Annotated in this window: 22 protein-coding genes; 13 read left to right on the top strand and 9 right to left on the bottom strand. The window is 73.2% G+C overall.

The annotated features are described in order from the left end of the window. The first annotated feature begins 32 nt into the window (after positions 1 to 32). Positions 33 to 932 carry an aldo/keto reductase gene (locus tag ACFZAM_RS27160; RefSeq protein ID WP_355348439.1) on the top strand — a complete coding sequence of 300 codons (900 nt, stop codon included), beginning with the start codon at positions 33 to 35 and terminating at the stop codon, positions 930 to 932. Between the two features lie 28 nt (positions 933 to 960). Here the strand turns inward: ACFZAM_RS27160 and ACFZAM_RS27165 are convergent, their stop codons facing one another. Continuing rightward, positions 961 to 1,281 carry a DUF6191 domain-containing protein gene (locus ACFZAM_RS27165; RefSeq protein ID WP_391049977.1) on the bottom strand — a complete coding sequence of 107 codons (321 nt, stop codon included), beginning with the start codon at positions 1,279 to 1,281 and terminating at the stop codon, positions 961 to 963. 132 nt (positions 1,282 to 1,413) lie between these two features. On the opposite strand from ACFZAM_RS27165, the gene ACFZAM_RS27170 reads away from it, so the two are divergent. After that, positions 1,414 to 1,929 carry a malectin domain-containing carbohydrate-binding protein gene (locus ACFZAM_RS27170; protein WP_391049979.1) on the top strand — a complete coding sequence of 172 codons (516 nt, stop codon included), beginning with the start codon at positions 1,414 to 1,416 and terminating at the stop codon, positions 1,927 to 1,929. A gap of 112 nt (positions 1,930 to 2,041) precedes the next feature. Here ACFZAM_RS27170 and ACFZAM_RS27175 read toward each other — a convergent pair whose 3' ends face one another. Beyond that, positions 2,042 to 2,845, bottom strand: a complete 804-nt coding sequence (locus ACFZAM_RS27175; protein ID WP_391049981.1) for a LysR substrate-binding domain-containing protein — start codon at positions 2,843 to 2,845, stop codon at positions 2,042 to 2,044. 59 nt (positions 2,846 to 2,904) lie between these two features. On the opposite strand from ACFZAM_RS27175, the gene ACFZAM_RS27180 reads away from it, so the two are divergent. The 4 genes from ACFZAM_RS27180 (at position 2,905) to ACFZAM_RS27195 (ending at position 7,798) form a co-directional block, all read left to right on the top strand. Then, a complete protein-coding gene (locus tag ACFZAM_RS27180) occupies positions 2,905 to 3,297 on the top strand; it encodes a DUF5997 family protein (protein ID WP_391049983.1) in 393 nt (130 codons plus the stop codon). A 191-nt stretch (positions 3,298 to 3,488) separates the two neighbouring features. Next, the gene (locus tag ACFZAM_RS27185; RefSeq protein ID WP_391049984.1) at positions 3,489 to 4,322 is read left to right on the top strand and encodes a UTRA domain-containing protein; all 834 of its coding nucleotides are present in this window, start codon (positions 3,489 to 3,491) and stop codon (positions 4,320 to 4,322) included. Between the two features lie 25 nt (positions 4,323 to 4,347). Beyond that, positions 4,348 to 5,487 (top strand): glycosyl hydrolase family 18 protein, encoded by a 1,140-nt coding sequence (locus ACFZAM_RS27190; RefSeq protein WP_391049986.1) that lies wholly within the window; start codon positions 4,348 to 4,350, stop codon positions 5,485 to 5,487. 154 nt (positions 5,488 to 5,641) lie between these two features. Beyond that, the gene (locus ACFZAM_RS27195; RefSeq protein ID WP_391049988.1) at positions 5,642 to 7,798 is read left to right on the top strand and encodes an ATP-binding protein; all 2,157 of its coding nucleotides are present in this window, start codon (positions 5,642 to 5,644) and stop codon (positions 7,796 to 7,798) included. Positions 7,799 to 7,957: 159 nt separating this feature from the next. On the opposite strand, the gene ACFZAM_RS27200 is transcribed toward ACFZAM_RS27195, so the two are convergent. Beyond that, positions 7,958 to 8,734, bottom strand: coding sequence for a CAP domain-containing protein (locus ACFZAM_RS27200; RefSeq protein WP_391049990.1), 777 nt, complete (start codon positions 8,732 to 8,734; stop codon positions 7,958 to 7,960). Between the two features lie 276 nt (positions 8,735 to 9,010). Further along, positions 9,011 to 9,574 (bottom strand): hypothetical protein, encoded by a 564-nt coding sequence (locus ACFZAM_RS27205; RefSeq protein ID WP_391049992.1) that lies wholly within the window; start codon positions 9,572 to 9,574, stop codon positions 9,011 to 9,013. Between the two features lie 35 nt (positions 9,575 to 9,609). Between ACFZAM_RS27205 and ACFZAM_RS27210 the strand changes: the two genes are divergently transcribed. Both ACFZAM_RS27210 and ACFZAM_RS27215 read left to right on the top strand, forming a co-directional pair. Further along, complete coding sequence (locus ACFZAM_RS27210; RefSeq protein WP_355348469.1) at positions 9,610 to 10,308, top strand: response regulator transcription factor; 699 nt, start codon at positions 9,610 to 9,612, stop codon at positions 10,306 to 10,308. Beyond that, positions 10,305 to 11,672 carry an ATP-binding protein gene (locus ACFZAM_RS27215; RefSeq protein WP_391049994.1) on the top strand — a complete coding sequence of 456 codons (1,368 nt, stop codon included), beginning with the start codon at positions 10,305 to 10,307 and terminating at the stop codon, positions 11,670 to 11,672. Before ACFZAM_RS27210 ends, ACFZAM_RS27215 begins: the two co-directional genes overlap by 4 nt. A gap of 59 nt (positions 11,673 to 11,731) precedes the next feature. Here the strand turns inward: ACFZAM_RS27215 and ACFZAM_RS27220 are convergent, their stop codons facing one another. Then, positions 11,732 to 12,886 carry a cytochrome P450 gene (locus ACFZAM_RS27220; protein WP_391049996.1) on the bottom strand — a complete coding sequence of 385 codons (1,155 nt, stop codon included), beginning with the start codon at positions 12,884 to 12,886 and terminating at the stop codon, positions 11,732 to 11,734. Positions 12,887 to 13,341: 455 nt separating this feature from the next. Continuing rightward, on the bottom strand, positions 13,342 to 14,655 hold the full coding sequence (locus ACFZAM_RS27225) for a family 16 glycosylhydrolase (RefSeq protein WP_391049998.1): 1,314 nt from the start codon (positions 14,653 to 14,655) through the stop codon (positions 13,342 to 13,344). Positions 14,656 to 15,077: 422 nt separating this feature from the next. On the opposite strand from ACFZAM_RS27225, the gene ACFZAM_RS27230 reads away from it, so the two are divergent. Together ACFZAM_RS27230 and ACFZAM_RS27235 are read left to right on the top strand one after the other, a co-directional pair. Further along, positions 15,078 to 17,366 carry a DUF4139 domain-containing protein gene (locus ACFZAM_RS27230; RefSeq protein ID WP_391050000.1) on the top strand — a complete coding sequence of 763 codons (2,289 nt, stop codon included), beginning with the start codon at positions 15,078 to 15,080 and terminating at the stop codon, positions 17,364 to 17,366. A 3-nt stretch (positions 17,367 to 17,369) separates the two neighbouring features. Further along, entirely contained in the window at positions 17,370 to 19,088 is a 1,719-nt protein-coding gene (locus tag ACFZAM_RS27235; RefSeq protein ID WP_391050002.1) for a mucoidy inhibitor MuiA family protein, read from the top strand. Positions 19,089 to 19,121: 33 nt separating this feature from the next. Here ACFZAM_RS27235 and ACFZAM_RS27240 read toward each other — a convergent pair whose 3' ends face one another. Beyond that, positions 19,122 to 20,297, bottom strand: coding sequence for an alpha/beta fold hydrolase (locus tag ACFZAM_RS27240; protein WP_391050004.1), 1,176 nt, complete (start codon positions 20,295 to 20,297; stop codon positions 19,122 to 19,124). 248 nt (positions 20,298 to 20,545) lie between these two features. Between ACFZAM_RS27240 and ACFZAM_RS27245 the strand changes: the two genes are divergently transcribed. The 3 genes from ACFZAM_RS27245 (at position 20,546) to ACFZAM_RS27255 (ending at position 23,822) form a co-directional block, all read left to right on the top strand. Next, on the top strand, positions 20,546 to 22,102 hold the full coding sequence (locus ACFZAM_RS27245; RefSeq protein ID WP_391050006.1) for an alkaline phosphatase family protein: 1,557 nt from the start codon (positions 20,546 to 20,548) through the stop codon (positions 22,100 to 22,102). Between the two features lie 148 nt (positions 22,103 to 22,250). Beyond that, positions 22,251 to 23,132 (top strand): alpha/beta fold hydrolase, encoded by an 882-nt coding sequence (locus ACFZAM_RS27250; protein WP_391050008.1) that lies wholly within the window; start codon positions 22,251 to 22,253, stop codon positions 23,130 to 23,132. A 306-nt stretch (positions 23,133 to 23,438) separates the two neighbouring features. After that, positions 23,439 to 23,822 (top strand): PPOX class F420-dependent oxidoreductase, encoded by a 384-nt coding sequence (locus tag ACFZAM_RS27255; RefSeq protein WP_355348495.1) that lies wholly within the window; start codon positions 23,439 to 23,441, stop codon positions 23,820 to 23,822. A gap of 36 nt (positions 23,823 to 23,858) precedes the next feature. Here the strand turns inward: ACFZAM_RS27255 and ACFZAM_RS27260 are convergent, their stop codons facing one another. Together ACFZAM_RS27260 and ACFZAM_RS27265 are read right to left on the bottom strand one after the other, a co-directional pair. Further along, a complete protein-coding gene (locus ACFZAM_RS27260; protein WP_391050011.1) occupies positions 23,859 to 25,667 on the bottom strand; it encodes a gamma-glutamyltransferase in 1,809 nt (602 codons plus the stop codon). 200 nt (positions 25,668 to 25,867) lie between these two features. Further along, positions 25,868 to 26,539, bottom strand: a complete 672-nt coding sequence (locus tag ACFZAM_RS27265) for a DUF4232 domain-containing protein (RefSeq protein ID WP_391050013.1) — start codon at positions 26,537 to 26,539, stop codon at positions 25,868 to 25,870. Positions 26,540 to 26,630: the final 91 nt, after the last annotated feature.

Below are 26,630 nucleotides of genomic sequence, written 5' to 3' on the forward strand. Positions count from 1 at the left end.
CGGCAGCACCATCACACGAGACAGGGAGCCGTATGCACCACCCACCGCACCTCACCAACCCGACCCGCGCGTGCGGGAGTTCGAAGGTCTTCCCGGTCGGCCTTGGCGGCATGCTGCTGTCCATCGAAGGGCGCCCGGACCGCGCCCGCGCCACGGCGACGATCCACACCGCGCTCGACGCCGGAGTGACCCTCATCGACTCCGCCTCCGCCTACCACACAGGTGCCGACGAAGTAGGGCACAACGAGACGCTGATCGCCGACGCGCTGGAGAGCTGGGACGGCGACGCCTCCGGAGTCACGGTGGTGACGAAGGCGGGCCGGGTCAGACCGGGCGACGGGCGGTGGCTCACCGACAGCAGCCCCGACCACCTCGTCCGCTCGGCCGCCGCCTCCCGCGACCGGCTCCGCCTGGACCGTATCGAGCTGTTCTTCCTGCACGCCCCCGACCCGGTGGTGCCGATCGCCGACTCACTGACGGCGCTGCTCCGGCTGGTCGCCGACGGGACCGTCACCTCGGTCGGTGTCTCCAACGTCACCGTCGCCGAACTCGACCAGGCACACGAGCTGTTGGGTGACGCCCTCGTCGCCGTGCAGAACGAGTTCTCACCCAGCGCCGTACAGCACCGCGCGGTACTGCGCCGCGCGGAGGAACTCGGTCTGGCGTTCCTGGCCTGGCGGCCGTTGGGCACCATCGGCACGAAGGACGACGAACTCACCGCCGCCTTCACCGAGATCGGCCGCGCCCACGACGCCAGCCCGCAACGCACCGCGCTGTCCTGGCTGTTGTCCACCAGCCCGGCCCTCATCCCCATACCGGGCGCCCGCCGCCCCGAGACGATCCTCGACTCCGCCCGCGCCGCCGAACTGCACCTGGGGGAGGACGAAGTGAGCCGACTGGACGCGGCGGTCGCGAGCCGCGTGCCGTCCTAGGGAAGAGGAGTTCCGAAAAGGCCCCGCCTCAGGAGTGGGGCCGCGCCATCCGTACGACCGCGGTCCCGCGCTGGAGATCGACGGTCGTACGGTTCGCGGGCGCGCCGTCCTCCTCGTCGTCCCGCAGCACGAGGGCCGACTGCCGCTCCTTCAACTCGTTCTGCTTGCCCGGCGAGAAGCTCGCGTGCAGCATCTCGAAACCGGTGGACGAGATCTGCCCCTGGCGGCCAGGACCGCGCCACGGCAGGATTCCGGCCCGCCCGGCCCGCATGAGCATCTGATCGGCGAAGGCCACCAGGGTCAGCAGGATGACCAGACCGGGCAGGGTCATGAAAACGACGAACGTCATGCCCCCAGTATCGCCGTCCGGGCGCCGGTGATCCATGGGCCGGCAGGGGCCGGTCCGGCCCGCGCGCCACCGCGTCGGCCGCGCGAGGCGCCCGGCGGGAGGCTCCCTCTGAGCATGGTGCTGGGCGGTCTCGTGACCGCGGGGACCGCTCACGCCGACGTGGCACCGGGGGTGTCGATCGACCTCGGCGGCGCGGGCGGCGGCGACTTCATCGCGGACACCGGCACCGGCGGCAGGCCCGACACCATTCCCGCGGGCGCTTCCAGCTTCCCGAACTGGGGACGGACCGTGGCCCACCCGATCCCCGCCGACATCTGGAACACCTCACGCGTCGGGGACTCCTCCTACAGCGTCCCCGGTCTCACGCCGGGCGCCGACTACCAGGTCCGTCTCTACTTCATGGACTGGTACTACACCCACTCCGGTCAGCGTGAGTTCGACGTCACGATCGACGGCGCCAAGGTCCTGACCGACTTCGACATCATCGGCGCGGCCGTGGCGGCGGGCGCGGACGGCCAGGAAGCCTTCGGCGTCGAGAAGGACTTCCCCGTCACCGTGGACGCCTCCGGCACCCTCTCCCTCGACTTCACCCGCGGCTCCGCCAATCAGGCCCAGGTCAACGCCATCGTCGTGACGCCCGCGAGCTGACGACCCGCCTCCGGCACGCATCGTCCACGTGATCGCGGTCGGCCGGGTGGTGCCTCGATGGCGGGTCCGGCCCGACCGCGCTGCCGTACGGGGGACCGGGACCCCGGTCCGGCTACGGGCGGCGGCGGGGCTTGCCGCGCTTCGCGCCGCCCGTACCGCCGCTCTTGCCGCCCTTGCCTCCGGCACCCCGGCCCGGCGCGGGCTTGCGGCGCGCCTGCGACACCTTGTCCGGGCGCTTGTCCTTCGCGTCCTTGGCCTTCGCGGCCTTCGCCCCCGGTTCGGACCGCTCCGGGAGCGGCCGGCCGCGCGTGCTGTTGACGGTGCGACCGCGCACGATGCCGATGAGGTGTTCCACCAGATCCGTGGTCTCCTCCTGCGGCCAGGACAGGGCGACGCGGGACTCGGGCGCGTCCGGGACCGGCCGGTAGGTGAGGTCCCTGCGGTGGTGCAGCCGCGCGAGCGACTGGGGGACGATCAGCAGGCCCACACCCGCCGCGACCAGTTCCACGGCGTCCGCCGTGGTGGCGGGCCGCTCCTTCGCGGGCCGCCCCGGCGGCGTCTGCCAGGTGAGGGTGTCGTCCAGGGGACGCAGCACGATGTCGTCCCCGAGGTCGGCCAGCGACACCTCGTCGACCGCCGCGACCGCGTGGTCCTTGGGGACGACGACCACCGTCGTCTCCGTGTAGAGCGGGATCGCGCTGAGGTCCGCGCCGTCGACCGGCAGCCGTACGAATCCGGCGTCCGCGCCGGACCCGCCGCCGTCCCGCAGCGCGCCGAACGCCTCGGCGGCGGGCACCGGGACCAGGGTGAGCGGGACCTCCGGCAGTCGCTCGTTCCAGATCCGCACCCACTTGGTCGGCATCACGCCCGGAACGTATGCGAGCCGGAACGAAGGAGGTACTTCCGAACCTGTCACCCCAGCAGGTTATCCGCTGGTGGTCGGAGGCGGCGCACGCGCTCGTTACCCTTGACGGCATGACGTCGCAGCAGACCGCCCAGACCATGAAGCCCGCGACAGCGGCGAAGAAGCTGGGTGTGTACCTCCAGGCCACACCCGCCGAGTTCCAGGAGGGTGTCGTCTCGCGCACCGAGCTCAACGCGCTCCAGGCCGATCCCCCCGAGTGGCTGGTGGAACTGCGGCACAACGGACCGCACCCCCGCCCTGTCGTCGCGTCCAGGCTCGGCGTGTCCATCGCGGGTCTCGCGCGCGGCGGCGTGACCGAGGCGCTCACCACCGAGGAGATCGAGGCGCTGAAGCAGGACCAGCCGCAGTGGCTGGTCGAGGAGCGTGCCGTGCAGGCGGAGGTCCGCAAGGAAGCGGTGCGGATCAAGGAGAAGAACGCGGAGCGCGCCGCCCGTACCCGCTGACCTTTTTCCGCTGACCCGTACCCGCTGACCTTTGTCCCCCGACCTTTGTCCGCTGACTCCGGCGCGGATTCGTTGACCACATATTGACCAGTGGTAAGAACGGGGTCCATCATCGGTGCGTCGCCGAACACCTCGGCGTCCGGACGCCGAGACACCGGCACCCGCCCCGCGCGGACAAAACTGGTGGGCCCATGGTCAGCAGCGAGAGCCGCTGGGAGAAGCGGCAGCGGATCCGTACGCACCTCCTCGACCTCGTCGAGGAGACCGCGACCGGACGACCGCTGCCCGGTGAGCGCCAGCTCTGCGAGACCCTGGAGGTCTCCCGCCCGACGCTGCGCTCGGTGATGGACGACCTGGTGCGCGACGGACTGCTGATCCGGGCCCACGGGCGCGGCGTCTTCGTCGCCGAGGACAAGGTCGCCCAGCGCCTGGGGCCGGCCGCGGGGCCGGGACCGAGCCTGGGCGTCGGCGGTGTGGACGGCGCGTGGACCAGCCGCACCGTGGAGTTCACCGCCATGGCCGCCGGACCCAGGATCGGCCGCCGCCTCGGCACGGCCCCGGCCGACCGGATCCTGCGGATCGCCCGGCTGCGGCTGGTCGACGGCGACCCGATGTGCGTCGAGACGCTGCACGTACCGCTGGCGCTGGTCCCCGGCCTCACCGCCCACGACCTGGAGACCGACTCCTTCTACCGCCTGCTCGGCAGCCGGTACGGCATCCTGCTCACCCGCGCCTCACAGCTCATCGAACCGACCGTGGTGGACGAGGCCGAGGCCGAACTGCTCGGCGTGCCCGTCCACACCCCGGCCCTGCTCTTCGAACGCGCCGCCAGGGAAGCGGACGGGCGCGTCGTGGAGTTCACCCGCTCCGTCTACCGGGGCGACCGGTACCGCATCCTCACCGAACTGTCGCTCGCCCCCGAGCCCGACAGCGGACGCGTCCTGGGCGGCTCCTGGTCCGCGGCCTCGCGCGTACCGGGCGCCGACACCCTGGTCCTCGACCCCTACTGGAACGACAACGGGTAGCCCCCGCGCCCCGAAGGGACGGATCATGCTTCGTCGCAGGCTCATCCTCGCCACGGCCGCCGCCTGTTCGGCCGCCCTCGCCGGTGCCATGGCCGCGGGCGCCATGACGACCGACAGCGGTACGTCCGGACCCGGTACGTCGGCCGCCGCGTCGAGCGGCGCCGCCCACCGGCAGCCCGCCGCCCGTACCGCCGCCTCCGCCGTACAGCTACAGACCTGGCTCTACCCCGGCTCCGCAGGCGACTCCACCTGCACCGCGCCGAGCGAATACGCCGACAACCGGGTCAAGAACGGCGCGCTCAAACCCGAGTACTGGAGCGTCACCGGCAAGGGCAAGGTCAGCCTGGAGACCACGGCCGCCGGGCTCTGCAACACCTACAGCGCCGCCAACGTCGCCGACCTCAAGGCGCACTCCGCCTACCAGTACCCGACCGTCTCCGGCATGACCACCGCCGACGTCCACGCCCTGGTCAGCAGCAGTGCCAACCGAAGCGACGCCGTCTCGCAGCTCACCTCCTTCGTGGTGACCAACCAACTCACCGGCGTGGACGTCGACATGGAGGACTACTGGTCCTGGAGCGCCGCCGACTTCACCAACTACAAGACCTTCCTCGGCCAGCTCGCGACCTCCCTGCACGCGCAGGGCAAGAAACTCGTGGTCGACGCGCCCGCGATGACCGAGGACGCCGCCTTCTACGACTACGCCGCCGTCAGCGCCAAGGGCGTCGACGAACTGGACATCATGGCGTACGACGAGGAGTTCGACACCGCGCCCGGCAGCCGCTGCCTGCCGATCACCCCGCTCGCCTGGCTCAAACAGGTCACGCGGTACGCGCAGAGCAAGATCCCGGACCCGTCGCGGCTGGTCATCGCCCTGCCCTCGTACGGCATCAGCGCGCCCGACCCGTGCGACCTGGACGCGGTCACCGGCAACATCCAGTTCAGCGACATGAAGCACAGCCCCGGCTTCTCCACCGACCCGAGCACGATCGCCGCCCGTCGCGACGCCTCTTCCGGAGAGATCCGCTGGGTCTCCGGAGGAAAGCTCTACGACTACGTGGACAGCACCGCGCTCAACTCCAAGCTGGCGGCGCTGACCTCACTGGGCGTCACCAAAGTCTCCGTCTGGTCCCTCGGCGGCGGGAACCCCTGGTTCACCGGGTGACTCTCCGTCAGTGCGGGTGAAGCGCGCGACCCGCGGGACCGGCCCGAGTCCGGTTCCGCGTACGCCGCCTGACGCGCCCTCATAGGGCACTCGCGCCGAGCTTCACCACGACGGCCCGTTTCCCTCCGCGGTCGGTCGGTGTCAGGCTGTGGCCATGAAGGGGCACATTCCGCAGGAGACAACGAGTTTCGTCGGCCGTACGGCGGAACTCGCGCGGCTGGACATGGCGTTGGCACACCGCCGGCTGATCACCCTTACCGGGCCCGGCGGAGTCGGCAAGACACGGCTCGCGCTGCGGGCGGCGGCGCGCGCGTCGGTCGGCCGCGTCGCCGTGGAAGTCGCCGCGGAACAGGAGCCGGGCGCGGACCGGCGAATCGGTTCTGCGGAAGACACCGACTCCTCCCGCTTCCCCGACGGCACCTGGTGGGCCGACCTCGCCACCCTCGACAGCCCCCACCTGCTGCTCGCCACCGTCAGCGACGCCGTCGACCTCGCCGACCACTCACCGCGGATGCCCGTCGAGGCACTGTGCGAATGGCTCGCCGACAAGCGCCTGTTACTCGTGCTCGACTCCTGCGAGCACCTGGTCGAGGCGTGCGCCCACCTCGTCGGAGAACTGCTGACGGCCGCGCCCGGCCTGACCGTACTGGCCACCAGCCGCCGCCCGTTGGCCTCCGCCGTGGAGGAACTGATCGACGTCGCACCGCTGTCGGCCGAAGGACAGGACGCGCTCGCCCTCTTCAACCAGCGCGTCACCGGCCGCCTCGGCCACACCCCGCTCGCGGAACCCGGCGCGGCGGAGGCCGCCGCGACCATCTGCCGCCGCCTCGAAGGGATACCGCTGGCCATCGAACTGGCCGCGGCCCAGGTCGGCCCCGCCACCGTCGCCGACGTCGCCGACCGCCTCGGCTCACGCTTCGACGTCCTGTCCCGCACCGGCTTCGTCTGGCCCCGGCGCCACCAGACACTGCGCACCGCGATCGGCTGGAGCCACGAGCTGTGCACCCCGCAGGAACGGCTGCTCTGGGCCCGGCTCAGCGTCTTTCGCGGCGCCTTCGACCTGGCCGCCGCGGAAGCGGTCGCCACCGGCGGCCCGCTGCGCGCCGCTGACGTCGCGCCGACCCTGGAACGGCTGGTCACCCAGTCGGTGATCATCAGGGCGGCCCCCGCCGACGACGCGTCGAGCGGCGCAGGACACCGCGAGCGCTACCGCATGCTCGACACGATCCGCGAGTACGGCGGTGAGTGGCTGCGCGAGCTGGGCGAGTCCGCCGCGACCGCCCGCCGTCACGCCGACTACTTCACCGGCCTCGCCCGCTGGGCTGACGGGAGCTGGTCGAGCCCCGACCAGCTCCTCGGCTACCGGGTGATCGAGGACACCCACCCCGACCTGCGCTCCGCCCTCGACCACTGGCTCGTCCACGACCCGGCGCAGGCCGCCGAACTGGCCGGGCTGCTGGTCTACTTCTGGACCTGCTGCGGCCACCTCAAGGAAGCCCGCTCCTATCTGGAGCGCGCCCTGGAACTGCACACCGCGCAGGACCGGGCCCGTGCCCGCGCGCTCACCGGCCTCGGGGCCACCGTCACCCTCCAAGGGGACTACGCCCTGGCCACCGAGATCAGCGCCGAGGTGGAGGCCGCGGCCGAAGCGGGCGGCGACCAGGAGGAGCGGATCGCCGCCGCCTGCCTCACCGGCCTGCTGGGCCTGCTCATGGGCCAGCCGCGCAAGGCACTGGACGCGGTACGCGCGGCGCTCGGCGGCGCGCCCGGCTTCGCCTTCGACTCCCCGGACCGGCTGCGCTGCAACCTCGTCGAAGTGCTCTCCCTCACCGCCCTCGGGGACTTCGCCGAAGGCCGCGAGCGGGCCCTCGAACTGCGCGAGCACTGCGTACGCACCGGCGAGGTCTGGACCCGCTCCTACCTGGACTACCAGCTCTCCGTCGTCGCCCTCTTCTCCGGCGCCCCCACCGAGGCCATCGGCTACGCCCGCACCATGCTGGAGAGCAAACGCCTCATCGGGGACGCCTTCGGCATCGCGCTCGGCCTTGACCTGCTCGCCGCGGCCCTGGCCGCCGAGGGCCGGGCCGAGCAGGCCGCGTCGGTCTACGGCACCGGCGGCGCCTATTGGCGCAGCGTCGGCCACCCGCAGCGCGGCGCGCCGGAACTCCAACTGGTGCGCGAGCGCTGCGAGGAGACGGCCCGCGCGGCGCTCGGCGACCAGGCGTACGCCGCCGCGTACGCCCAAGGGTCCACCGCCCACGGCCCGACCGCCTTGGCCGCCGCCCTCCAGCCGGACAACCACACCGCGTGAGCGGCCCGTTCACCCCTGCCGGAGACCCGCGAGGGAACGGGGCGGCCGGTCGGACATCCGTCGGCCGGGGCCGGGGGGAGGTCGGCCCCGGCCGACGGGAACGTGCCGCGCTGTGGGGTTCGCGGCACCGGGCGGGAAGGAAGTAGGAGGCGGCGACGGTCAGTTGGAGAAGTCCTGCGTCATCCAGACCGTGCCGGAACCGTCGCGGTAGACGTCGATGCCGATGTGCGTGTAGCCGCTGCTGAGGATGTTGCGGCGGTGGCCGTCGTCAGGGGCCTTCTCGTCCAGCATCATCTGCGTCAGACCGACCGCGCTCGCGGCGATCGCGGAGGCGGAGGAGCCCACACCGCCGCCCTCGCCGATGTTCTCGCCCGCCGACGTCCAGTGCACCCCGGCGGCCGTCTCGCGGTCCCCGAAGGCCGGTTCGCCCGGGCACTGGTGGGACAGGCCGCAGCCGGACGCCATCACCTGATTGTGCGCGGCGGCGCTCTTGTTGAGCCCTTCGAGCAGCGTGTACGGGGCGAGGCCCTCCGCGGCGCGATTGCGGTTGATCAGGTCGAGCACCTGCCGCACGGCGTCCCCGGCGCTCGGCGGGTTCGTCGTGGCGGGCGGTGCGGGAGTCGTCGCCGAGGGGCTGGGCGCCGCCGTCGTGGGCGCGGTGGTCACCGGGGCGCCGGTCGGCGTGGCCGTCGGCTTGGGGCTCGGCCGGCCGGGGCGCGGGCGGTGCGTGGTGGAGATGGTCGCGGCGGGGGCGGTGGGCCGGAAACCGGCCGGCTTGCCGCCGGGCCTGTGCCCGGCCGACGCGCTCGTGTCGCCGGAGCCGGAGCCGGAGCCGCTGTGCCCGGCGGTGGGCGACCCCTGATGCGGTGCCCCGAGGCAGGCGAAGGCGGTGCCGCCACCGAGTACGGCCAGGGCCGCGGCTCCGGTCACCGCCATGCGTATCCGCGGCTTGCGCCTCGCCCTGTGCTGGCCATGGGCGGAGTTACGGGAGTGGGCACGGCGGGACGAACTCATCGCTGGCACCTCGTGGTGGGGGAGACATGTCGTGAGGGGGGACCCGCTCACAGGAACGGTCCGGCGGGCACGACCCTAGGCCGCCGGAGCCGTCCGATCCGCCGTCCGAGCCCAACTTCACGTTCCCCTAAGGAAAGCCGCAGATTCCGCTGAGCCCCGCCCCCGGCCGGGCGGGCGAAGAACCGCGGACACCGCGCCTCACCAGGACACCTCGCTGGTGACCTCCTTGGCCTGCGGACGCAGCGTCGCCGTCAGCTCCGAGCGGTGGCGCGCCCCGGTGAAGGTGATGGTGAGGGTGTCCGGCGCGCTCTGCCGGGTGCTCGTGGTGAAGCCGATCGCGGGCACCGCCGAGACCAGGCACACCGCGTCCGCGCCGAACCGTATCGACGCCTGACCGCCGGTCGACTCGAAACTGTGCGTCCCGGCACCTCCTTCGCAGTCCGGCGGCCGGGAGGCGGTCGACGCCGGCGCGGCCGGCGCTGAGGACGGGCTGGTCGCGGTCGCCGTCGGGCGACGGGTCGAGGGGGACGGCGACACCGTGGGCTTGCGGGTCCGCGTCGGCGACTGCCGGGGCGTGGCCGTCGGCGAGCCGATCACCACGGAACTGGGCGAGTTGGTGGCGATCCCGGCCGCCACATCCCGCGCGGACGGTGGCAGCGGCGCCGTCGAACCCACCACGAAGCGCACGGTCAACGACACCGCCGTGACGGTGAGGATCGTGCACGACAGCCAGATCAGGAAATGGCGCAAGGACCGGGGCACCGGGCCATCATGGCCGATCCGTTACGGTGTGCCGCATGGCGAGCGTCCTTGTCGTAGAAGACGATCCCGGCATACGTGCCGAACTGATCGGGATACTCACCCGCGACGGGCACGAAGTCCGCAGCGCCGCCGACGGATTCAGCGGATTGCGCGAGGCGACCAGAACCCCGTTGGACGCGGTGATCCTCGACCTCGGCCTGCCCGACCTCGACGGCGGCGACGCGCTGCGCATGATCCGCGGCATCTCCCGCGTACCGGTCCTGATCGTCACCGCCAGGGACGACGAGGCCGAGATCATCCGGCTCCTCAACGCGGGCGCCGACGACTACCTGGTCAAACCCTTCTCCGGCGGACAGCTCACCGCCCGCCTCGGCGCCGTCCTGCGCCGCTCCGCGGGCCCCGACGGCAGGACCGGCGCCCCCAATCTGCGCGAGCCCGTCACCCTCGGACCGCTGCGCATCGACCCCGGACCCCGCACCGTCCACCTGCACGGACACGAAGTCCCGCTGACCCGCCGCGAGTTCGACCTGCTGTCCTTCCTCGCCGCCAACGCCGACACCGTCGTGTCCAAACGGCACATCCTCACCGAGGTCTGGCGCGACCCCTACGTCGAGGACCAGACCATCGACGTCCACCTGTCCTCCCTGCGCCGCAAACTCGGCGAGAGCGCGGCGGCGCCGAGCCTGCTGCGTACGGTGCGCGGCGTCGGCATCAAACTGGTGACCCCGCGGTGAGAGGGACCCTGGCCAGGGTCGCCCTGGCCGTCACCTCGATGGTGGCCCTGTCCTTCCTCATCCCGCTGGGCCTGCTGGTCCGCTCCGAGGCCCGCAACCAGGCGATCACCGCCGCCGAGCAGCGCGCCGCCGCCCTGGCGCCGGTCCTCACGCTCACCGACGACCCGGCCGCCGTACGGCAGGCCGTCTCGGGCCTCGACCCGTCGGGAAACCTGGCGGTCCACCAGCCCGACGGCCGCTCCATCGGCGCGGGCCACGCACCCCACTCCCTGCTGGTGCGCGCACAGCACGACGGCGAGTCACTGGCGCAGGACCTGCCGGGCGGCGGCTGGGTCTACCTCCAGCCGGTCGTGCTGCCGCAGGGCCGGGTCGCCGTCGTCGAGGAATTCGTCCCCGAAGCCGAGCTGAACCGCGGGGTGAACGCGTCGCTGACCGTGATGGCGCTGCTCGCCGTCGGCCTGGTCGTCGGCTCCGTCCTGGTCGCCGACCGCCTCGCCTCCCGCGTCGTACGGTCCTCCCGCAACCTCTCCTGCGCCGCCAACGCGCTCGGCCGCGGCGACCTGGAGTCCCGCGTCGACCCCATGGGGCCGCCGGAACTGCGCGAGGCCGGGCAGGCGTTCAACGCCATGGCCGCACGCATGCTGGAACTCCTCGCCGTCGAGAGGGAATTGGTCGCCGACCTGTCCCACCGGCTCAGGACACCCCTGACCGCCCTCCAGTTGGCCACCGAACGCATGGGTACGGGACCGGACGCCGCCCCCGTGGCCGCCGCGGTCGCCCAGCTCGAAACACAACTGCACGCCGTCATCACCGCGGCCCGTACACCGCTGGCCGTCGGACACATGGGCGCGCCCCAACTCGACCGGCCCGAGCAGGTGTTGTGCGCCGCCACGGTGATCGTCCGCCGCCGCGCCGGATTCTGGACGACGCTCGCGGAACAGCAGGGCCGCCCCTGCCTGGTGGAAGTGACCGGCGAGGACGCCCAGATCGACCTGCCGGAGGACGACCTCGCCGCCGTCATCGACGCGCTCGTCGGCAACGTCTTCCGGCACACCGCGCCCGGCACCGCCTTCGCGCTGCGCCTGGTGCGCGCCGCCCAGTCCGTCACCCTCACCGTCGAGGACGCGGGCCCCGGCATTCCGGACCCCGACGACGCCCTCGTCCGCGGCGCCAGCACCGCGTCCACCGGCCTCGGCCTCGACATCGCCCGCCGCGCCGCCGCCGCGACCCGCGGCGCGCTGGACATCGACCGCGGCCCGATGGGCGGCACCCGCGTCGCCGTCCGCTTCGGCCTCGCCTCACCGCCGCCCAAGCGCGGACCGCTGCACCGCAGGCGGGCCCGCCTGCGCAAGTCGCCGGTCTGACGCGGCGGCCACGAAGAAGTCCTGCCCCGCGGCCGAGGGCGTGGGCCGCGGTGGCCGATTCAGCGCTCGGGAGCCGGTACCGCTCGCGCGGTGAGCCGGGTCCAGCCGGCGGGCGGCGCCAGAAGCGTACGCACATGCGGCCTGCGCGTGCGCAGCCGCACCTCGCCCCGGTAGCCGCTCAGGATGAGGTGGCCGAGGTGTTCGAGCGCCCTGACGGCGAAGCCGCTCGCCGGACACATGCCCTCGCCCTTGCCGAACGGCAGGTAGGACCGCCGCTGTTCGTCGGTCGGCCGCTCCCAGCGCGAGGGGCGGAAGTCCAGCGGCGCCTCCCAGACGGCCGCCGACCGGTGGATCGCGTGCGTGCCGATGAGGACGTGCTCGCCCTCGCGGACCTCGGCCCCGGCGATCTCGTGGTCGGCGGCGGCCACTCTCATCAGCCGCCAGGCGGTCGGATACAGGCGCAGCGCTTCCCTGACCAGGCGGTGGACCTGCTCCCGCCGCACCGTCGGGGTGTTGTAGCCGTGCCGGACCCCGAGCAGCACCACCCATTCGAGCGTCACGCCGGTGAAGCCGACCGTGGACAGCACGAGGCGTTGCAGCACCTGCGCGCGATCGGCCGTCGACAGCTCGCCGGGCAGCCCCAGCACGAGGTCGACCAGATCCCGCGCTCCGTCCTCCTGAGCGGACAGCCGCCCGAGCTGTTCGGCGAGCCCGGCCCGGACGGCGGGCACCGTACGGTGCGAGCGTCTCAGCACATGGCCGACGACGTCGTCGGCGACCACACTCGACGTCACATACGTGTCGACGAGCGCGTTGATCGCGGTGTGGCTCCGGTCCGCGATGACGGGGGCGAAGTACCGCCGGACCACCTCGACGCCCCAGTGCTGGTGCCGCAGACGGCCGCGACCGTCACACACCTCGCCGAGAGCCGCGTCGAGGTCGAAGGACGACGCGGGATCGTGCCGGGCCAGGACCCTGAGCAGTTCACGCGAGGCTTCGCCCCTGACCGCCGGGGGCAGGGACTCCGGCCCGAGGCGGAAGAATCCGGACTGGGACAGATAGTCGCCCGCCTGCTCGACCAGCACGTCACGGGCCGCGCCGCCGTCGGCCACGAACAGGGTGCCGAAGCGCAGCCGGAACGGCCCGTCACGGCCCGCCGCCTGCTCCTCCCACCGCCGCAGGTCCGGCCACAGACTCTTCCTGTCGAGGAACACGGGTCGCCCGCCTTGTCGGATACGGGACGGAACGCGCGCCGCGTACGGCCGCCCGTCCCGTCCCCGCGCGGAGAAGACGTCAGGCGTTGTGCCCGTACCTGTCGCCGTACTGGTTGCGCCGCGCACGCGCCTCACCGCTGAGCGCGCGAAGGCTCCTGACGATCCATGACATCGTGGCCGTCCTCCTTGTCGGTCCGAGTGGTGCCCGGTCCTGCTGCGGGCGTCAGTCCTGCTGCCCGTAGCCGACGAAGTACCCGTGCCACCGTGCGCGCATCTCGCCGCTGAGCGCCCGAAGGCCGCTGGTCACCCATGACATGGCGTACTCCTTGTCGGTCGGTGCTCCCGGAAGGTGACGGTACTCCCACGAGCGAACCGGGCGAACCGCCGAAACCGGCCAAAGACGGCGCGGGGCGCGCCCGGTGGACCGGGCACGCCCCACGCCGTCGGACCAGGGGTCAGCCGAAGATCCACTTCTGGTTGGCGGCCCCGCCGCACGTCCAGGTCTGCAACCGCGTCCCGTCCGCCGACGCGTTGTCCTTCGCGTCAAGGCACTTGTCCGCGCCCGTGTTCGTCAGGTCGTGGGCGTCGGTGTACTTCCACTGCTGCGCCTTGGTGCCGTTGCACGTGTAGAGCTGCACGACCGCGCCGTCCGCCGTCGAACCGCCGTCCACGTCGAGGCACTTGCCCAGCGCCCGTACCGTCCCGTCGGCGCCGAGCGTCCACTGCTGGGCCACATTGCCGGTGCAGTCGTGGAGCTGGACCGGCGTACGGTCGGCCGACGCGCCGCCCGCCACGTCCACGCACATGCCGCCGATGCCCTTGATCGAGCCGACCCGGTCGGAGCCGCCAGACCCGCCAGACCCGCCGGTGCCGCCGTCCGCCGTCGTGCCGGAGCCGCTGTCCCACTGCGACGCCCGTACGTAGTCGACCGTCATCGTCTGCGGGAAGGACGTCGCACCGTCGGGCGAGCCCGGCCAGTCACCGCCGACCGCCAGGTTGAGGATCAGGAAGAACGGGTGGTCGAACACCCACGTGTTGCCGCCCGCGTCCGACGGCGTACGCGTCTGGTAGACCGTGCCGTCCACCGTCCAGGTGATCGCGCTCGGGCTCCAGTCCACACCGAAGGTGTGGAAGTCGTCCGCGAAGGCCGCGCCGCCGGGCAGTGTGTACGGGGACCCGATACCGGCCGCGCCCGAGTAGCCGGGGCCGTGGATCGTGCCGTGGACGGTGCCGGGCTCCCGTCCGATGTTCTCCATGATGTCCAGCTCACCGCTGTGGGGCCAGCCGACGCTGCCGATGTCGCTGCCCAGCATCCAGAACGCCGGCCAGATGCCCTGGCCGCGCGGGATCTTGATGCGGGCCTCGAAGTGACCGTACGCCTGCGTGAAGGTCGAGGCCGTGTTCAGCCGCGCCGAGGTGTACTTACAGGGTCCGTACCAACAGGACAGTCCGGTGTCGGAGTTGGGCCGTGCGGTGATCACCAGGTGCCCGTCGCCGTCGAGAGCGGCGTTGGAGGTGCTGTCGGTGTAGTACTGCAACTCGTTGTTGCCGTTGCCCGAACCACCCTTCTCATGCGTCCACTTGGCGGGGTCGGGCGCGCTGCCCGCGGGGCCGTCGAACTCGTCGGACCAGGTCTGCCGGCCCTCGGCGGCGTCCGCCGTCGACGTGCCGGGACCGGTCGTCGCCACCAGGACGGCGGCCACCAGAGCGGCGGCGACCAGGACGACCAGTCCGCCGAGCGACCATCTGCGTGCGCGGTGTGCAGCCATGGGTTACGTACCTTGTCTGTGGGGGAGATCAGGGTTCGCGTCGGCGGCGGCCGGGCGTACGGCGTCGGGGGAGGCGGGGGCCGTGGCCGGGGGAGCGCTCTCACGGGAGCGACGACCGCCGCCGACGGCCCCGATGCTACGCACGGTCACCCTGCCCGCCAACCCGCCCGGACAGCCGCCCGCACGCCCGTGACGTGCCCGAACTGCGAGGACGCCGATCGGCCCGAGGCGCTGATAAGCCGCTCTTAACCGGCCCTTAAGACACGGCGTTCGTGATCGTCCGTCACCGGCCGGACCTCCCGCGCCGCCGGACCGGCACCGACCCTCGGCGTGCCCAGGAGGACTCGGCTAGGGTACGGACGAGTCCGGGCCCCGAGACGTGACGGGCAGACCGGCCGCGGGCCGAACGTGGGGGAGACAAGGTGGGCGCAGCCGTTCCGAGCGGCACGGATGAGCCGAAGGCGCCGTCCGCCGCTGAGTCCGAGGTGACCTCCGTCGTCGTGCACGCCTCCGGAGCGGTCGTCACCCGCCGCGCGCGCGTCACGGTGCCAACCGGAACCGCCGAGACCACCGTCCGCGTCGAGGGCCTGCCGCCCACGCTCTACGAACAGTCGCTGCGCGGCCGGGTGGTGAACGGACCGCACGGGCTGCGCGTGACCGACGTACGGCTGGACGTGGGCGCCACCGTGCACCGGGGCGAGCAACTGCCCTCGCTGCGGCTGGATCTGGAGGACGCCGAGGACCAGCAGTCCCGGCTCCAGGACCGCAAGTACCGTCTGGAGAGCGAGATCGAGGAGGTGGCGGCGCTGCGCGCGGAGCCGCCGCAGCCGCGCAGGGGCGACCCGCCTCGCTGGGCGCCCGTCGAGTCCTTCCTCGCCCTGGCCGGATTCGTCGACACCCGACTCGGCTTCCTGCACGAGCGGTTGCGGGCCACCGAGGACCAACTGGCGCGCGCCGACCACGACGTGGACGTCCTGCGGGCGCGACTGCACCAGTCGTCCACCGCCCTGAGCGCCGAGCGCACCGACCCGGCCGTCGGCGCGGTCGTGACGCTGGCCTCCGAGGTGACCGACGCGACCGACGTACCGGACGCGTCGGCCGACGAACCGGACGCGCCCGAAACCCGCGAGGACACCTCCCCGAACGACGAGGCCTGGACACCCGCCGACGCCCCGGCCGAGATCGACGTGGAGGTCGAGGTCGAGTACCACGTCCCCGGCGCCACCTGGGTCCCCACCTACCAACTCCGCCTGGACGGCACCAGCGGCGCGGGCACGCTCGTCCTGCGCGCCTGCGTCGCCCAGCGCACCGGCGAGGACTGGTCGGGCGTACGTCTCGCGCTGTCCACCGCGGACCTGCTGCGCCGCTCCGACCTGCCCGAACTGCGGTCGCTGCGGATCGGCCGCGCCCAGCAGGAACCGCAGACCCCCGGATGGCGCGAACCGCCGCCAGGGCTCGCCGAGTTGTTCACCGGCTATGACGGCGCCGCCGCGGCGCACCCCGCCGCCTCGCGCGGTCCGGCCCGGCCGTCGGGCCCGGGCGCCCCCAGGTCCATGAACGCGTGGCTCGGCGGCGTCGAGGACGACCTGGAAGAGGCCGACCTCTCGCCGGACCTGGCGGCGGGCGGCGCGTACGGACCCGCGGAGCCCGGCGGCGCGGCCGAGGCCGTCGGCTACGGCGGTTCGTTCGGCGGCCCGGTGCCCGCACCGGGAGCGGCGCCGCCCCCGGCTCCGCTCCCCGCCGCGGCGCCCATGTCCCAGGCGCACGCCGAGCCCGCGACGGACCGCGCACGCGGCAGGTCGGCGCCCGTCGCCCGCAGCGCCCGGCGCAAAACCGCCGCGCCGCCCGTACCGCCGCCGTCCACCGCGCCGTCCGTGGACATGCTCGACTACGGCCGCCTGACCGTCGCGGGTCCCGACGCGGGCGCCGAGCGCGGCACGCTGCGACCGGAAGCCGCCCCGATCGCCACCGTGGTCACCGAGTACCGGCGCAGGGCCGAGACCGTCGGCCGCCTCCCGCGGCCCGCGCACGCGGTCGACGTACGGACCTCGGCCGGCTCCTTCGACTACCGCTTCGACACCGCCGCGCCCGCGGACGTGGTGTCCGACGGCGCGTGGCACATCGTGCCGGTCAGCGAGGTGCCGGTCGTCACGGAGTCGCTGCACGTGTGCGTCCCCGCGGTGGACACGGCCGTCTTCGGCACCGTCCTGGTCACCAACACCTCCCCGCACGCGCTGCTCGCCGGTCCGGCCGACGTGATGGTGGACGGCGACTTCGTCCTCACCGCGGCCCTGCCGACCCTCGCCCCCGGACAGCGGCAGGCGGTCGGCGTCGGCGTGGCCGAGAGCGTCCAGGTGGCCCGCCGCACCCACATGCGCGAGTCCACCGCGGGACTGCGCGGCGGCACGACCGTCCTCGACCACACCGTGGAGATCGAGGTCGCCAACCGCCTGCCGTACCCCGTCGTCGTCGAGGTCCGCGAGCGCGTACCGGTGTCGACCGACAAGGACGTCCGTATCGAGGAGCACCGGGCGCGACCGGCCTGGACGGAACCCGAGGAACCGCTCACGGGCCAGGACGGCTCGTACGTCCGCGGAGCGCGCGTGTGGCGCGTGGAGTTGGCACCCGGCCGGACCACGACGCTCACCGGAGGGTTCGAGGTCCGCCTCCCCGCGGGCAAGTCGGTCGTCGGCGGAAACCGGAGGAAGTGAACCGTGACCACCCCGGAGACCCTGACCGACGGGACCGGCGCGCCCCGCGCCGATGACACGCCCGCCGAGCCGGACGCGCTCTTCCTCCCGGTCACCACCGTGACCTGCCTGGAGGACCGCGCCCAGGTCGAACGCACCGGCACCGCGCGGCTCACCGCGGGCGTCCAGCGCCTGCGGATCGGCCCGGTCACCCCGCTGACCGTCGACCGGTCCCTGCGCGCCGAGATCTCCGCGCACGCCGAGGGGGACGACGACACGGACCTCGGCGCGGACGGTCCGCGCGTGTTCGACGCCCGCGTCATCCGCACCTACACCCCCGCGCCTCCCGGCGGGCCGGGTCCCGACGCGTCCGACCTGCGCCGCGAAGTCGACTCCCTGGAACGTGAGATGCGCGAGGTCGGACAGCTGCGGCAGCGCCTGGAGAGCGCGCTGGCCGTGGTCCACCAGGCCAAGGCCGATCTGCACCGCGATATCGTGCAGGGCGCGGGAGCGGGCGCCGCCGACCCCGAGCGCTGGGCCGACCGGCTGGAGCGCGTGGACGAGGACGCCGAGACCCGGATCGGCGAACTCCACCGGCTGCGCCGCCGCGAGCACGACCTGAACGAGGAACTGCGCACGGCGCGTACGGCGTTGGCGGCCACCGAGACCGAACCCCCGGTGCTCACGGCCTTCGTGGAACTCGTCGTGGAGGCGCCCGAGGCCGGTTCCGCGCGGATCCGCGTCGTGAGCCTCGTCCCGTGCGCGCTGTGGCGCCCCGCCTACCGCGCGACGCTCGCCGCCGACCGCGACAGCGTGACCCTGGAGACCGACGCCTTCGTGTGGCAGGACACCGGCGAGGACTGGAACGGCGTACGGCTGTCCCTGTCCACCGCGCGCCCGACGCTCGCCGCGGCCCCGCCGGAGCTGACCGAGGACGTCCTGACCCTCAGGGAACGCACCGTCGAGGAGCGCCGGACCGTCGAGGTGGACCTGCGCGAGGAGGACGTCACGACCGTGGGCGGCGACTCGGCCGCCGACACCGCGGGCGGCGCGGGACCGCTGCCCGGCCTGCACGACGGCGGCGCGGTCCGCGTCCTGCACGCGCCCCGCCCCGTCACCGTCCCCTCCGACCGGCGCCCGCACCGCGTCCACCTGTCGGCCTTCACCGCCGCGTGCCGCACCGAGGACACCTGCGCCCCCGAACTGTCGCCGCTGGTCGTGACCACCGCGCGGTTCCCCAACGCCGCGGGCCACGTCCTGCTGGCCGGCCCCGTCGACCTGGTGCGCGACAGCGGCTACACCGGCCGGGCCACGATGTCCTTCGCCGGTACGGGCGAGGACGTACGCCTGTCCTTCGGCAGCCAGGACACCTTCCGGGTCGTCCGCCACACCGAGGAGCAGCGCGACACCACCGGTCTCGCCGGGATCAACCAGCGCACCGTGATCACCCGTCAGGTGCGGCTCTTCGTCTCCCGCCTGGACCAGCCGAGCGCCGAGCACCCCGGCGACACCGGCCGGCCGGGCGCCGACCTCACCCGCGAGGTCGTGATCCGCGAACGCGTCCCCGTCTCCGAGGTCTCGGCCGTCGAGGTCCGCACCCTGCCCGACCGCTGCCGCCCGGCGCCCGACGAGACCGACGACGACGGCATCGTCCGCTACGTCCAGCGCCTGGCTCCCGGCGAGCGCCGCGAGATCACCCTCGTCTACGAGGTCAGCGCGTCGAGCGCGGTGACCGGTCTGTGACGCGACCCTGACGCCCTCACGCAGGACCGCCGTTCAGCCCGCCGCCGCCCGGTAGGGGCGGAAGAATTCGCGCAACTCCCGCGCGTACAGCTCGGGTTCCTCGAACGCCGCGAAGTGGCCGCCGCGCGCGGGCTCGGTGACGCGTACGGCGTTGGCCGTACGCTCGAGCCAGGCCCGCGGCGGGCGGGCGATGTCGCCGGGGAAGAGCGAGAAGCCGGAGGGCACTTCGACGCGGCGGGTGAGCTGGGCCGACGGGATCGCGGAATTCGCGTGGTACATCCGCATCGACGAGGCGATCGTCCCGGTGAGCCAGTAGATCGTCACGTTGGTGAGGATCTCGTCCTTGGTGAAGCTCCGCTCGATGTTGCCGCCGCAGTCGCTCCACGCCCGCAGCTTCTCCACGATCCACGCGGCCAGCCCTGCGGGCGAGTCCTGGAGCCCGACGGCCGCGGTCTGCGGCTTCGTACGGTGCATGGCGGCGTATCCGCCCTCGGCCGCGCCCCAGGCGGCGGTCTGCTGGAACCAGGCGCTCTCCTCGGGTGTGAGCTCCGCCGGATCGCCCGCGAAGACGGGTAGGCCGCCGTCGGTGCGGTGGACGGCCACCACCCGGTCGGGGTGGTCGAGCCCGAGATAGCGGCTCACATGGCTGCCGATGTCCCCGCCCGCCGCGCCGAACCGCGCGTAGCCGAGGACGTCCATCAGCTCCGCCCACAGGCCGCTGACGGCGACGGAGTCGAGCGGCCGTCCCGCGGCGGGGCGGTCGGAGTACCCGTAGCCCGGCATGTCGGGCACGACCACGTCGAAGGCGTCGGCCGGGTCGGCGCCGTGCGCGGCCGGGTCGGTGAGGAGCGGGACGACCTTCGCGTACCGCCAGAAGGAGTCCGGCCAGCCGTGGCTGAGGACCAGCGGCAGGACGGGCCCCGTGGGCGCGACGGCGCGGGCGTGGACGAAGTGGATGCCGAGCCCGCCGATCGGGGCCCGGAACCGGGGGAGCCGGGCCAGCGCCGCCTCCTGCGCCCGCCAGTCGAAGCCGTCCGCCCAGTAGGCGACCAGTTCGCGGAGGTAGTCCAGGTCGGTTCCGAGCGACCAACCCGCGTCCTCGGGCGCGTCCGGCCAGCGCGTCGCGCGCAGCCGGGTCCGCAGGTCGTCGAGCGCGGCGGCGTCGGCCCGCGGGGCGAAGGGTTCGGGGCGGGGCGGGGCATCGGGCATGGGACGCATGCTAACGCCGCGTACCCCGGCGGCCCCGGAACGGGGAGCGTGGCGAATCCGGACGTCGGCCACTGGTAGCCGACCGTTCAACAGGTCGTCTCCCGCAGGGGTCTGGCCTCCGCCCATGCGTCACGGAAAGATAACAGGTATGGACCGAACGGCCTCGATGTTCCGGGGCGTTCGGTCCCACTGGTGCCCTCCCGCACCGCGCGTCTCCGCCACCTCCGCCATGTCGAACGGAGCAACAGATGTCCGACCACGGGATCTCCCGCCGCAGCGTCCTCGCGGCCACCGCCGCCGTCGGCGCGACCGTCGCCGTCAGCGGCGTCACCGCCGCGACCCCGGCCGCCGCCGCGACCCCGGCCGCCGCCGCGGCCCCCACGCTGCCGAACGGCACCAGCAAGGACAAGGTCCTCGTCGTGGGCATGGACGGCCTGCGCCACGACAGGATCGACGCGGCCACCGCCCCCCACCTCAAGTCCCTGATGGCGAACGGCACCTACGGCACCAGCCTGCTCTACGCGAGCCCGATGGCGGCCACCGTCTCCGGCGCCGGCTGGTCGACCATCGCCACCGGCGTGTGGCCGGACAAGCACGGCGTGAAGGACAACACCTTCGCGGGCAAGAACTACGGCGCCTACCCGGGCTTCATCAAGCGCATCGCGTCCGTGAAACCGGCCCTGTCCACCTACGTGGCCGTCGACTGGAAGCCGCTCGACGCGCAGGGCACCTTCACCGACGGCGCGGACGGCAAGGTCGTCTACGACGGCGACACAGCCGACTACACCGTCACCGACGCCCAGATCGTCGCCGACTCCGAATCCGTCCTGCGCGATCAGAACCCGGATGTCGCCTTCGTCTACTTCGGCAACACCGACGAGGTCGGGCACGCCTCGGGCGCCGCCAGCCAGGCGTACCTCAAGGCCATCGCCACCCAGGACGGCTACCTCGGCCGCCTGCTCGCCGCGGTCAAGGCCCGTCCCACCTACGCGAGCGAGCGCTGGACGGTCATCGTCGCCACCGACCACGGACACCTGGACGCGGGCGGCCACGGCGGCTCCACCATCGAGGAGCGGCGCACCTTCGTGCTGGCCCAGGGGCCCGGCATCGCGGCGGGCCTGCGGCCCATCGACACCCGCCTGGTCGACGTGGCCGCCACGGTCTTCAAGCAGCTCGGCATCGTTCCCGCCGCCTCCTGGGGCCTGGACGGCAAGCCCATTCAGGAGCGCTCGACCGATCCCTTCGACGCGTTGACGCTCTCACCGCGCACCGACGAGACCGGCATCCCCGCCGGGGTTCTGGGCTACACGCACACCACGCCCAGCGGCTGGTCGATCATCAACTCCGCGATGGGCACCGGCGGTGTCACCGAGTGGCGCGGCTGGTCCTTCGCCACCGACGAGTTCTGGTCCCGCGCCCAGGCCGACCAGTCGCGTGAACTCAACGTCCGCTCGCGCGGGGTCTTCGCGGTCGCCGACTCCGACGAGTGGGCCGACAAGTCCTTCTCCGGCACGTTCGACTCGACGCTCGTCACCCCCGCCCACGCGGTCACCGCGGGCTCCAAGGTGACCCTCGACTACGTCACGCACTACCTCCAGGAAGGCAGCCAGAAGGCCGAGATCCTCGCCTCCTGGAACGGCGGCACCCCGACGGTCGTCAAGACCTACACCACCGACACGGTCGCCAAGGTGGAGTCCCTCACCCTGACCGCGCCCGCGGGCGCCTCCAGCGTCAGCTTCCGCTTCCACTACACCGGTTCCAACAACTGGTACTGGGTGATCGACGCGGTCAAGATCACCGCCTAGCCGCCCGATGTCCGGGCAGGGGGCGCCGCCACCGGCATCCGCGCCCCCTGCCCGCCCGACCCGGCACCTGAAAGTGCGGGAGAAGACGCAGGTCAGCCCTGGCCGAAAGCCGGATGCGAGGCGATCGGCCGAATGGCAGACTCCGCACATGCCCCATGCAGACGTCGCGCCCGGAGTGTCCCTCGCCTACGAGACCTTCGGCGACCCCGCCGATCCCGCCGTCCTGCTCGTGATGGGCTTCGGCGCCCAGATGATCTCCTGGCACGAGGACTTCTGCCGCGCGCTCGCGGACCGTGGCCGCCACGTCATCCGGTACGACAACCGCGACTGCGGGCTGTCCACCTCCTTCGACGCCCACCCCGTCGACATGGGCCGGTTCATCGCCGCGGTCGGCTCGGGGGACATCGCCTCCGCCCTGGCCATGGTCCCCTACACGCTCCAGGACATGGCCGACGACGGCCTCGGCCTGCTCACCGCGCTCGGCATCGACCGGGCCCACGTCTTCGGCTCCTCGATGGGCGGCATGATCGCCCAGACGATGGCCATCCACCGGCCGTCGCGGGTGCTGACCCTGACCTCGATGATGTCCTCGACCGGCGAGTCCGAATACGGCCGGCCGACCCCCGAGGCGCAGGCGGTGCTCTTCGCCCCGAAACCGGCCGACCGCGAAGGCTACGTCGCCGCGGCGGACAGGGAGTTGGTGTGGGCCTCCCGGCGCTACGGCGACGCCGACGCCCTGCGCGACCTGGCCGCCCGCAGCTATGACCGCGCCTATCACCCCTCCGGCGTCGGTCGGCAGCTCGGCGCGATGATCCTCGGCGGCTCACGCGCGGACGCACTCCGGAAGCTCGAGGTGCCGACCCTCGTCATCCACGGCCTGGACGACACCCTGATCGGCCCCAGCGGCGGGGAGCGCACCGCGGAGTTGGTGCCAGGGGCCGAACTCGTCCTGATCCCCGATATGGGCCACGACCGCCCCCGTGAGCTGTGGCCCGAGATCATCGGCCTCGTGGCGGAGCACACCGCCTGAGCGATGACCGCGCCGCGGTCGCGCAGCGTCCGTCAGGTCGCGGAGCCCCGGCGGACCGGCCTCGCCCCCGGCGGCCGTACGGGCGCCGCTCCAGGACGCCCTCGTCGACGAGGCGGTTCAGCCGCTCGGCCGGCGCCTCGCGCGGGATGCCGAGGTCGCGCGGACCTGGCAGGGTTCTCAGTGTGCACGCGTGTCGGTCCACGGATACGTCCCCGGACGCGGCCCTGGGCGGCCGTCCGCGTACACCACCAGAGCCGCCGACCCGTTCACCGGCGCACCCGCACCAGCCATCAGGAGCTGACCACGATGCTCGACCCCGACGTCCGCCGCGTCCTCGACGGCACCTCACTCGCCCACATCGCGACCGTCCTGCCCGACGGCGCCCCGCACACCGTCCCCGTCTGGATCGGCACCCATGGCGACCGCGTCACGATCTTCACCGGCCCGCGGTCCCGCAAAGCCCGCAATCTGCGCCGCGACCCGCGCGTGGCGCTCTCCCTCACCCCGGCCGACAACCCCTTCCAGCCGGTCGTCATCCGCGGCAAGGTCGTCGAATGGCTGGAGGGCGACGCCGTCTGGGAGATCATCGACCGGATGGCGACGAAGTACACCGGCGGCCCCTACTCGCGCGACAACGAGCTCGTCGTCGCGCTCATCGAGCCCGAGCACCAGAGCGTGGGCATGGGCTGAGGATTCCGCAGGGCCGCGCGCCGCCGTCCGGACGCGTCAACGTCCCACGGCGTAGCCCTGCATGCCGCGCGGATTCGCGGCGGCCGACAGCACGCCCGTCTCCGGATCGCGCGCGACGGCGGAGATCCGCCCCTCCGACCAGGCGCCGCCGACGCTCACCGCGTGCCCCCGGCGGCGCAGTTCGGCCACGACATCGGGACCCGTCCGCTCCTCGACGGTGAGGCTGCCCGGCGCCATGGCCCGCGGGTAGAAGGAGCCGGTGAAGCTGTCGGTGTGCCAGTTCGGCGCGTCGACGGCGCCTTGCAGGTCGTAGCCGCCGCGCACCCGGTCGCGGAGCGCCACGGCAAGGAAGAAGTGCACCTGCCACTGGTCCTGCTGGTCGCCGCCGGGGGTGCCGAAGGCGAGGACGGGCACCCCGTCGCGCAGCGCCAGCGACGGACTGAGCGTCGTGCGCGGCCTGCGGCCGGGGGACAGGGAGTTGGGCAGACTCTCCTCGACCCAGGTCATCTGGAGCCGCGTGCCGAGCGGGAAGCCCAGCTCCGGTATCACCGGATTCGACTGGAGCCACCCCCCGCTGGGCGTCGCCGAGATCATGTTGCCCCAGCGGTCCACGACATCGATATGACAGGTGTCGCCGCGCGTGCCGCCGTCCACCGCGACCGTCGGCTCGCCCGCCCCGGCCCCGGCCGGCACCAACCGCGCACCCGCGCCCTGCCCCGCGGCGGTCGCGTACGCGCTCAGCTTCGGCGTCCGACCCTCGGGGCCGCCGGGCCGTAGTTCGTACGAGGCCCGGTCACCGATGAGTTGGCGGCGGCCGGTGTTGTACGCGGTGGACAGCAGCGCGTCGAGCGGGACGTCCGACGCGTCGCCGTACCACGCCTCGCGGTCGGCCATGGCGAGCTTCGTGCCCTCGACCAGCCGGTGGACATACGCGGCGGACCCGTACGCGGGCAGGTCGGCGGCGCGCGACGGCAGCAGGGCGAGTTGCTGGAGGAAGGCCGGGCCCTGACTCCACGGACCCGCCTTGCAGACCGTCCAGCCGTCCCACTCGTAGGTGGCGGGCTCCTCGTACGACGCGGACCAGCCCGCCAGATCGGCGGCCGTGAGCGTCCCGGTGTGCCGCTCGCCGCTGGTGTCCATGGTCGGACGGGCGGCCTGGGCGACGATCGCCTCGGCGACGAAGCCCTCCCGCCAGATCCGGCGCGCGGCCTCGATCTGCGCGACCCGGTCCCCGCCGCCGTCCGCCTCCGCCTCGGCGATCAGCCGCCGCCAGGTCGCGGCGAGCGCCGGATTGCGCCACAGCTCGCCGGGACGCGGCGCCTCGCCGCCCGGCAGATACAGCTCCGCGGACGTCGTCCACTCCGTCTCGAACAGCTCACGCACCGTCTCGACGGTCGCCGTGACGCGCTCGACCGGCGGATGACCGTCCGCCGCGTACCCGATCGCGTAACGCAGCACCTCGGCGAGGGACGCGGTGCCGTAGTCGCGCAGCAACGTCATCCAGGCGTCGAACGCGCCGGGCACGGCGGCGGCCAGCGGCCCGGTACCGGGCACCAGGTCCAGGCCGAGCGAGCGGTAGTGGGCGACGGTCGCGCCCGCGGGCGCCACCCCCTGCCCGCACAGCACCCGTACCTCCCCCTCGGCGGGCCCGACGATGATCGGCACCTCGCCGCCGGGACCGTTGAGGTGCGGCTCCACGACGTGCAGCACGAAAGCACCGGCCACGGCGGCGTCGTACGCGTTGCCGCCGCCCTCCAGTACGGCCATCGCGCTCTGGGAGGCGAGCCAGTGGGTGGAGGCCACCATGCCGAAGGTGCCTTGGAGGGTCGGCCTGGTCGTGAACATGCGCTGCGCCTCTCTCGGGTCGGGCAACTCCCGTCAGGGCGCGTCCCGTTGCCCGCTTCGAGGGCCGTCCGCCGCCATGACCTGGCACATCACGGTGCCGCGTCCTTGCACGCAGGCTAGCGACCGGGAAGCGGCGGGTCCGCGGCGGTCCACCATCCGGGCCCGCGCGGGCCCTTGACGGTGCGTCAGGCGACCGGCCGTCAGCGCCGCACGGCGCCTATGGTCAGCGGGTGGATGCCCGTACCGGCGCAGTGCTCGGTCTTGTCGGCGAGGAACAGCGCCGCCTTCTGGTTCGGCGGATAGATCCGCAGCCCCTCGACCTTCGTCAGCTTGCACTGGTCGGCGCTGTAGCCGCCCTGACCGTTGCTGTCGTGCAGCTCCGCGTACGCGGTCGCCTTCGGCGCCAGAGAGACGGTGCCGTGCGAACCGCCGTCACGGTCGGCCGCGGGACCGGCCTGCGCCCCGGCCGTCTTGACGTACGAGACGCCCGGATAGCCCGTCAGCGTGCACGCCGTACTGCCGGTGTTGGTGAAGACGACCTTCGCGTGGTACTGCCCGGCGCCGACCTCGGCGTCCTTCAGCGCCACGCTGAGGTGGTCGCTGGCGCACGCGCTCGGCCCCGCCGCCTCGGCCGACGCGCCGCCGGAGCCGTCCGCCGACGAGGTGGGCGTACCGCCCGGCGCGCTCTGCGTACCGTCGTCCGTCGTGGACGGCGCACCGGCGGACGGGGAGTCGGACGGCGCCGCGCTGACCGAGACGGACGAGCCCGCCGGAGCGGCGGACCCGCCGTCGTCCGAACAAGCCGTCAAGGTCAGGGCCGCCGTGGCCAGAGCCGCGGCGGGCACCATCACGCGTACGGACAGGCTGCGCATCGTGGGACCTCCGTGCGTCCTGGGGCCGGAAGACCGACCCCGTCGTACTCATTCACCGTGTGATGCCACGCCTGCCCCTGTCCTCCCTGGC

The organism is Streptomyces sp. NPDC008079 (assembly GCF_042957385.1).
GTDB lineage: Bacteria > Actinomycetota > Actinomycetes > Streptomycetales > Streptomycetaceae > Actinacidiphila.

Excerpts from the sequence above, each read along its gene's own strand:
- ACFZAM_RS27250 (WP_391050008.1), top strand. The coding sequence starts at position 22,251 with ATGCCCCATGCAGACGTCGCGCCCGGAGTGTCCCTCGCCTACGAGACC.
- ACFZAM_RS27190 (WP_391049986.1), top strand. The coding sequence starts at position 4,348 with ATGCTTCGTCGCAGGCTCATCCTCGCCACGGCCGCCGCCTGTTCGGCC.
- ACFZAM_RS27165 (WP_391049977.1), bottom strand. The coding sequence starts at position 1,281 with ATGACGTTCGTCGTTTTCATGACCCTGCCCGGTCTGGTCATCCTGCTG.
- ACFZAM_RS27255 (WP_355348495.1), top strand. The coding sequence starts at position 23,439 with ATGCTCGACCCCGACGTCCGCCGCGTCCTCGACGGCACCTCACTCGCC.
- ACFZAM_RS27200 (WP_391049990.1), bottom strand. The coding sequence starts at position 8,734 with ATGGCGGTGACCGGAGCCGCGGCCCTGGCCGTACTCGGTGGCGGCACC.
- ACFZAM_RS27260 (WP_391050011.1), bottom strand. The coding sequence starts at position 25,667 with ATGTTCACGACCAGGCCGACCCTCCAAGGCACCTTCGGCATGGTGGCC.
- ACFZAM_RS27180 (WP_391049983.1), top strand. The coding sequence starts at position 2,905 with ATGACGTCGCAGCAGACCGCCCAGACCATGAAGCCCGCGACAGCGGCG.
- ACFZAM_RS27245 (WP_391050006.1), top strand. The coding sequence starts at position 20,546 with ATGTCCGACCACGGGATCTCCCGCCGCAGCGTCCTCGCGGCCACCGCC.
- ACFZAM_RS27265 (WP_391050013.1), bottom strand. The coding sequence starts at position 26,539 with ATGCGCAGCCTGTCCGTACGCGTGATGGTGCCCGCCGCGGCTCTGGCC.
- ACFZAM_RS27210 (WP_355348469.1), top strand. The coding sequence starts at position 9,610 with ATGGCGAGCGTCCTTGTCGTAGAAGACGATCCCGGCATACGTGCCGAA.
- ACFZAM_RS27240 (WP_391050004.1), bottom strand. The coding sequence starts at position 20,297 with ATGCCCGATGCCCCGCCCCGCCCCGAACCCTTCGCCCCGCGGGCCGAC.
- ACFZAM_RS27160 (WP_355348439.1), top strand. The coding sequence starts at position 33 with ATGCACCACCCACCGCACCTCACCAACCCGACCCGCGCGTGCGGGAGT.
- ACFZAM_RS27225 (WP_391049998.1), bottom strand. The coding sequence starts at position 14,655 with ATGGCTGCACACCGCGCACGCAGATGGTCGCTCGGCGGACTGGTCGTC.
- ACFZAM_RS27195 (WP_391049988.1), top strand. The coding sequence starts at position 5,642 with ATGAAGGGGCACATTCCGCAGGAGACAACGAGTTTCGTCGGCCGTACG.
- ACFZAM_RS27185 (WP_391049984.1), top strand. The coding sequence starts at position 3,489 with ATGGTCAGCAGCGAGAGCCGCTGGGAGAAGCGGCAGCGGATCCGTACG.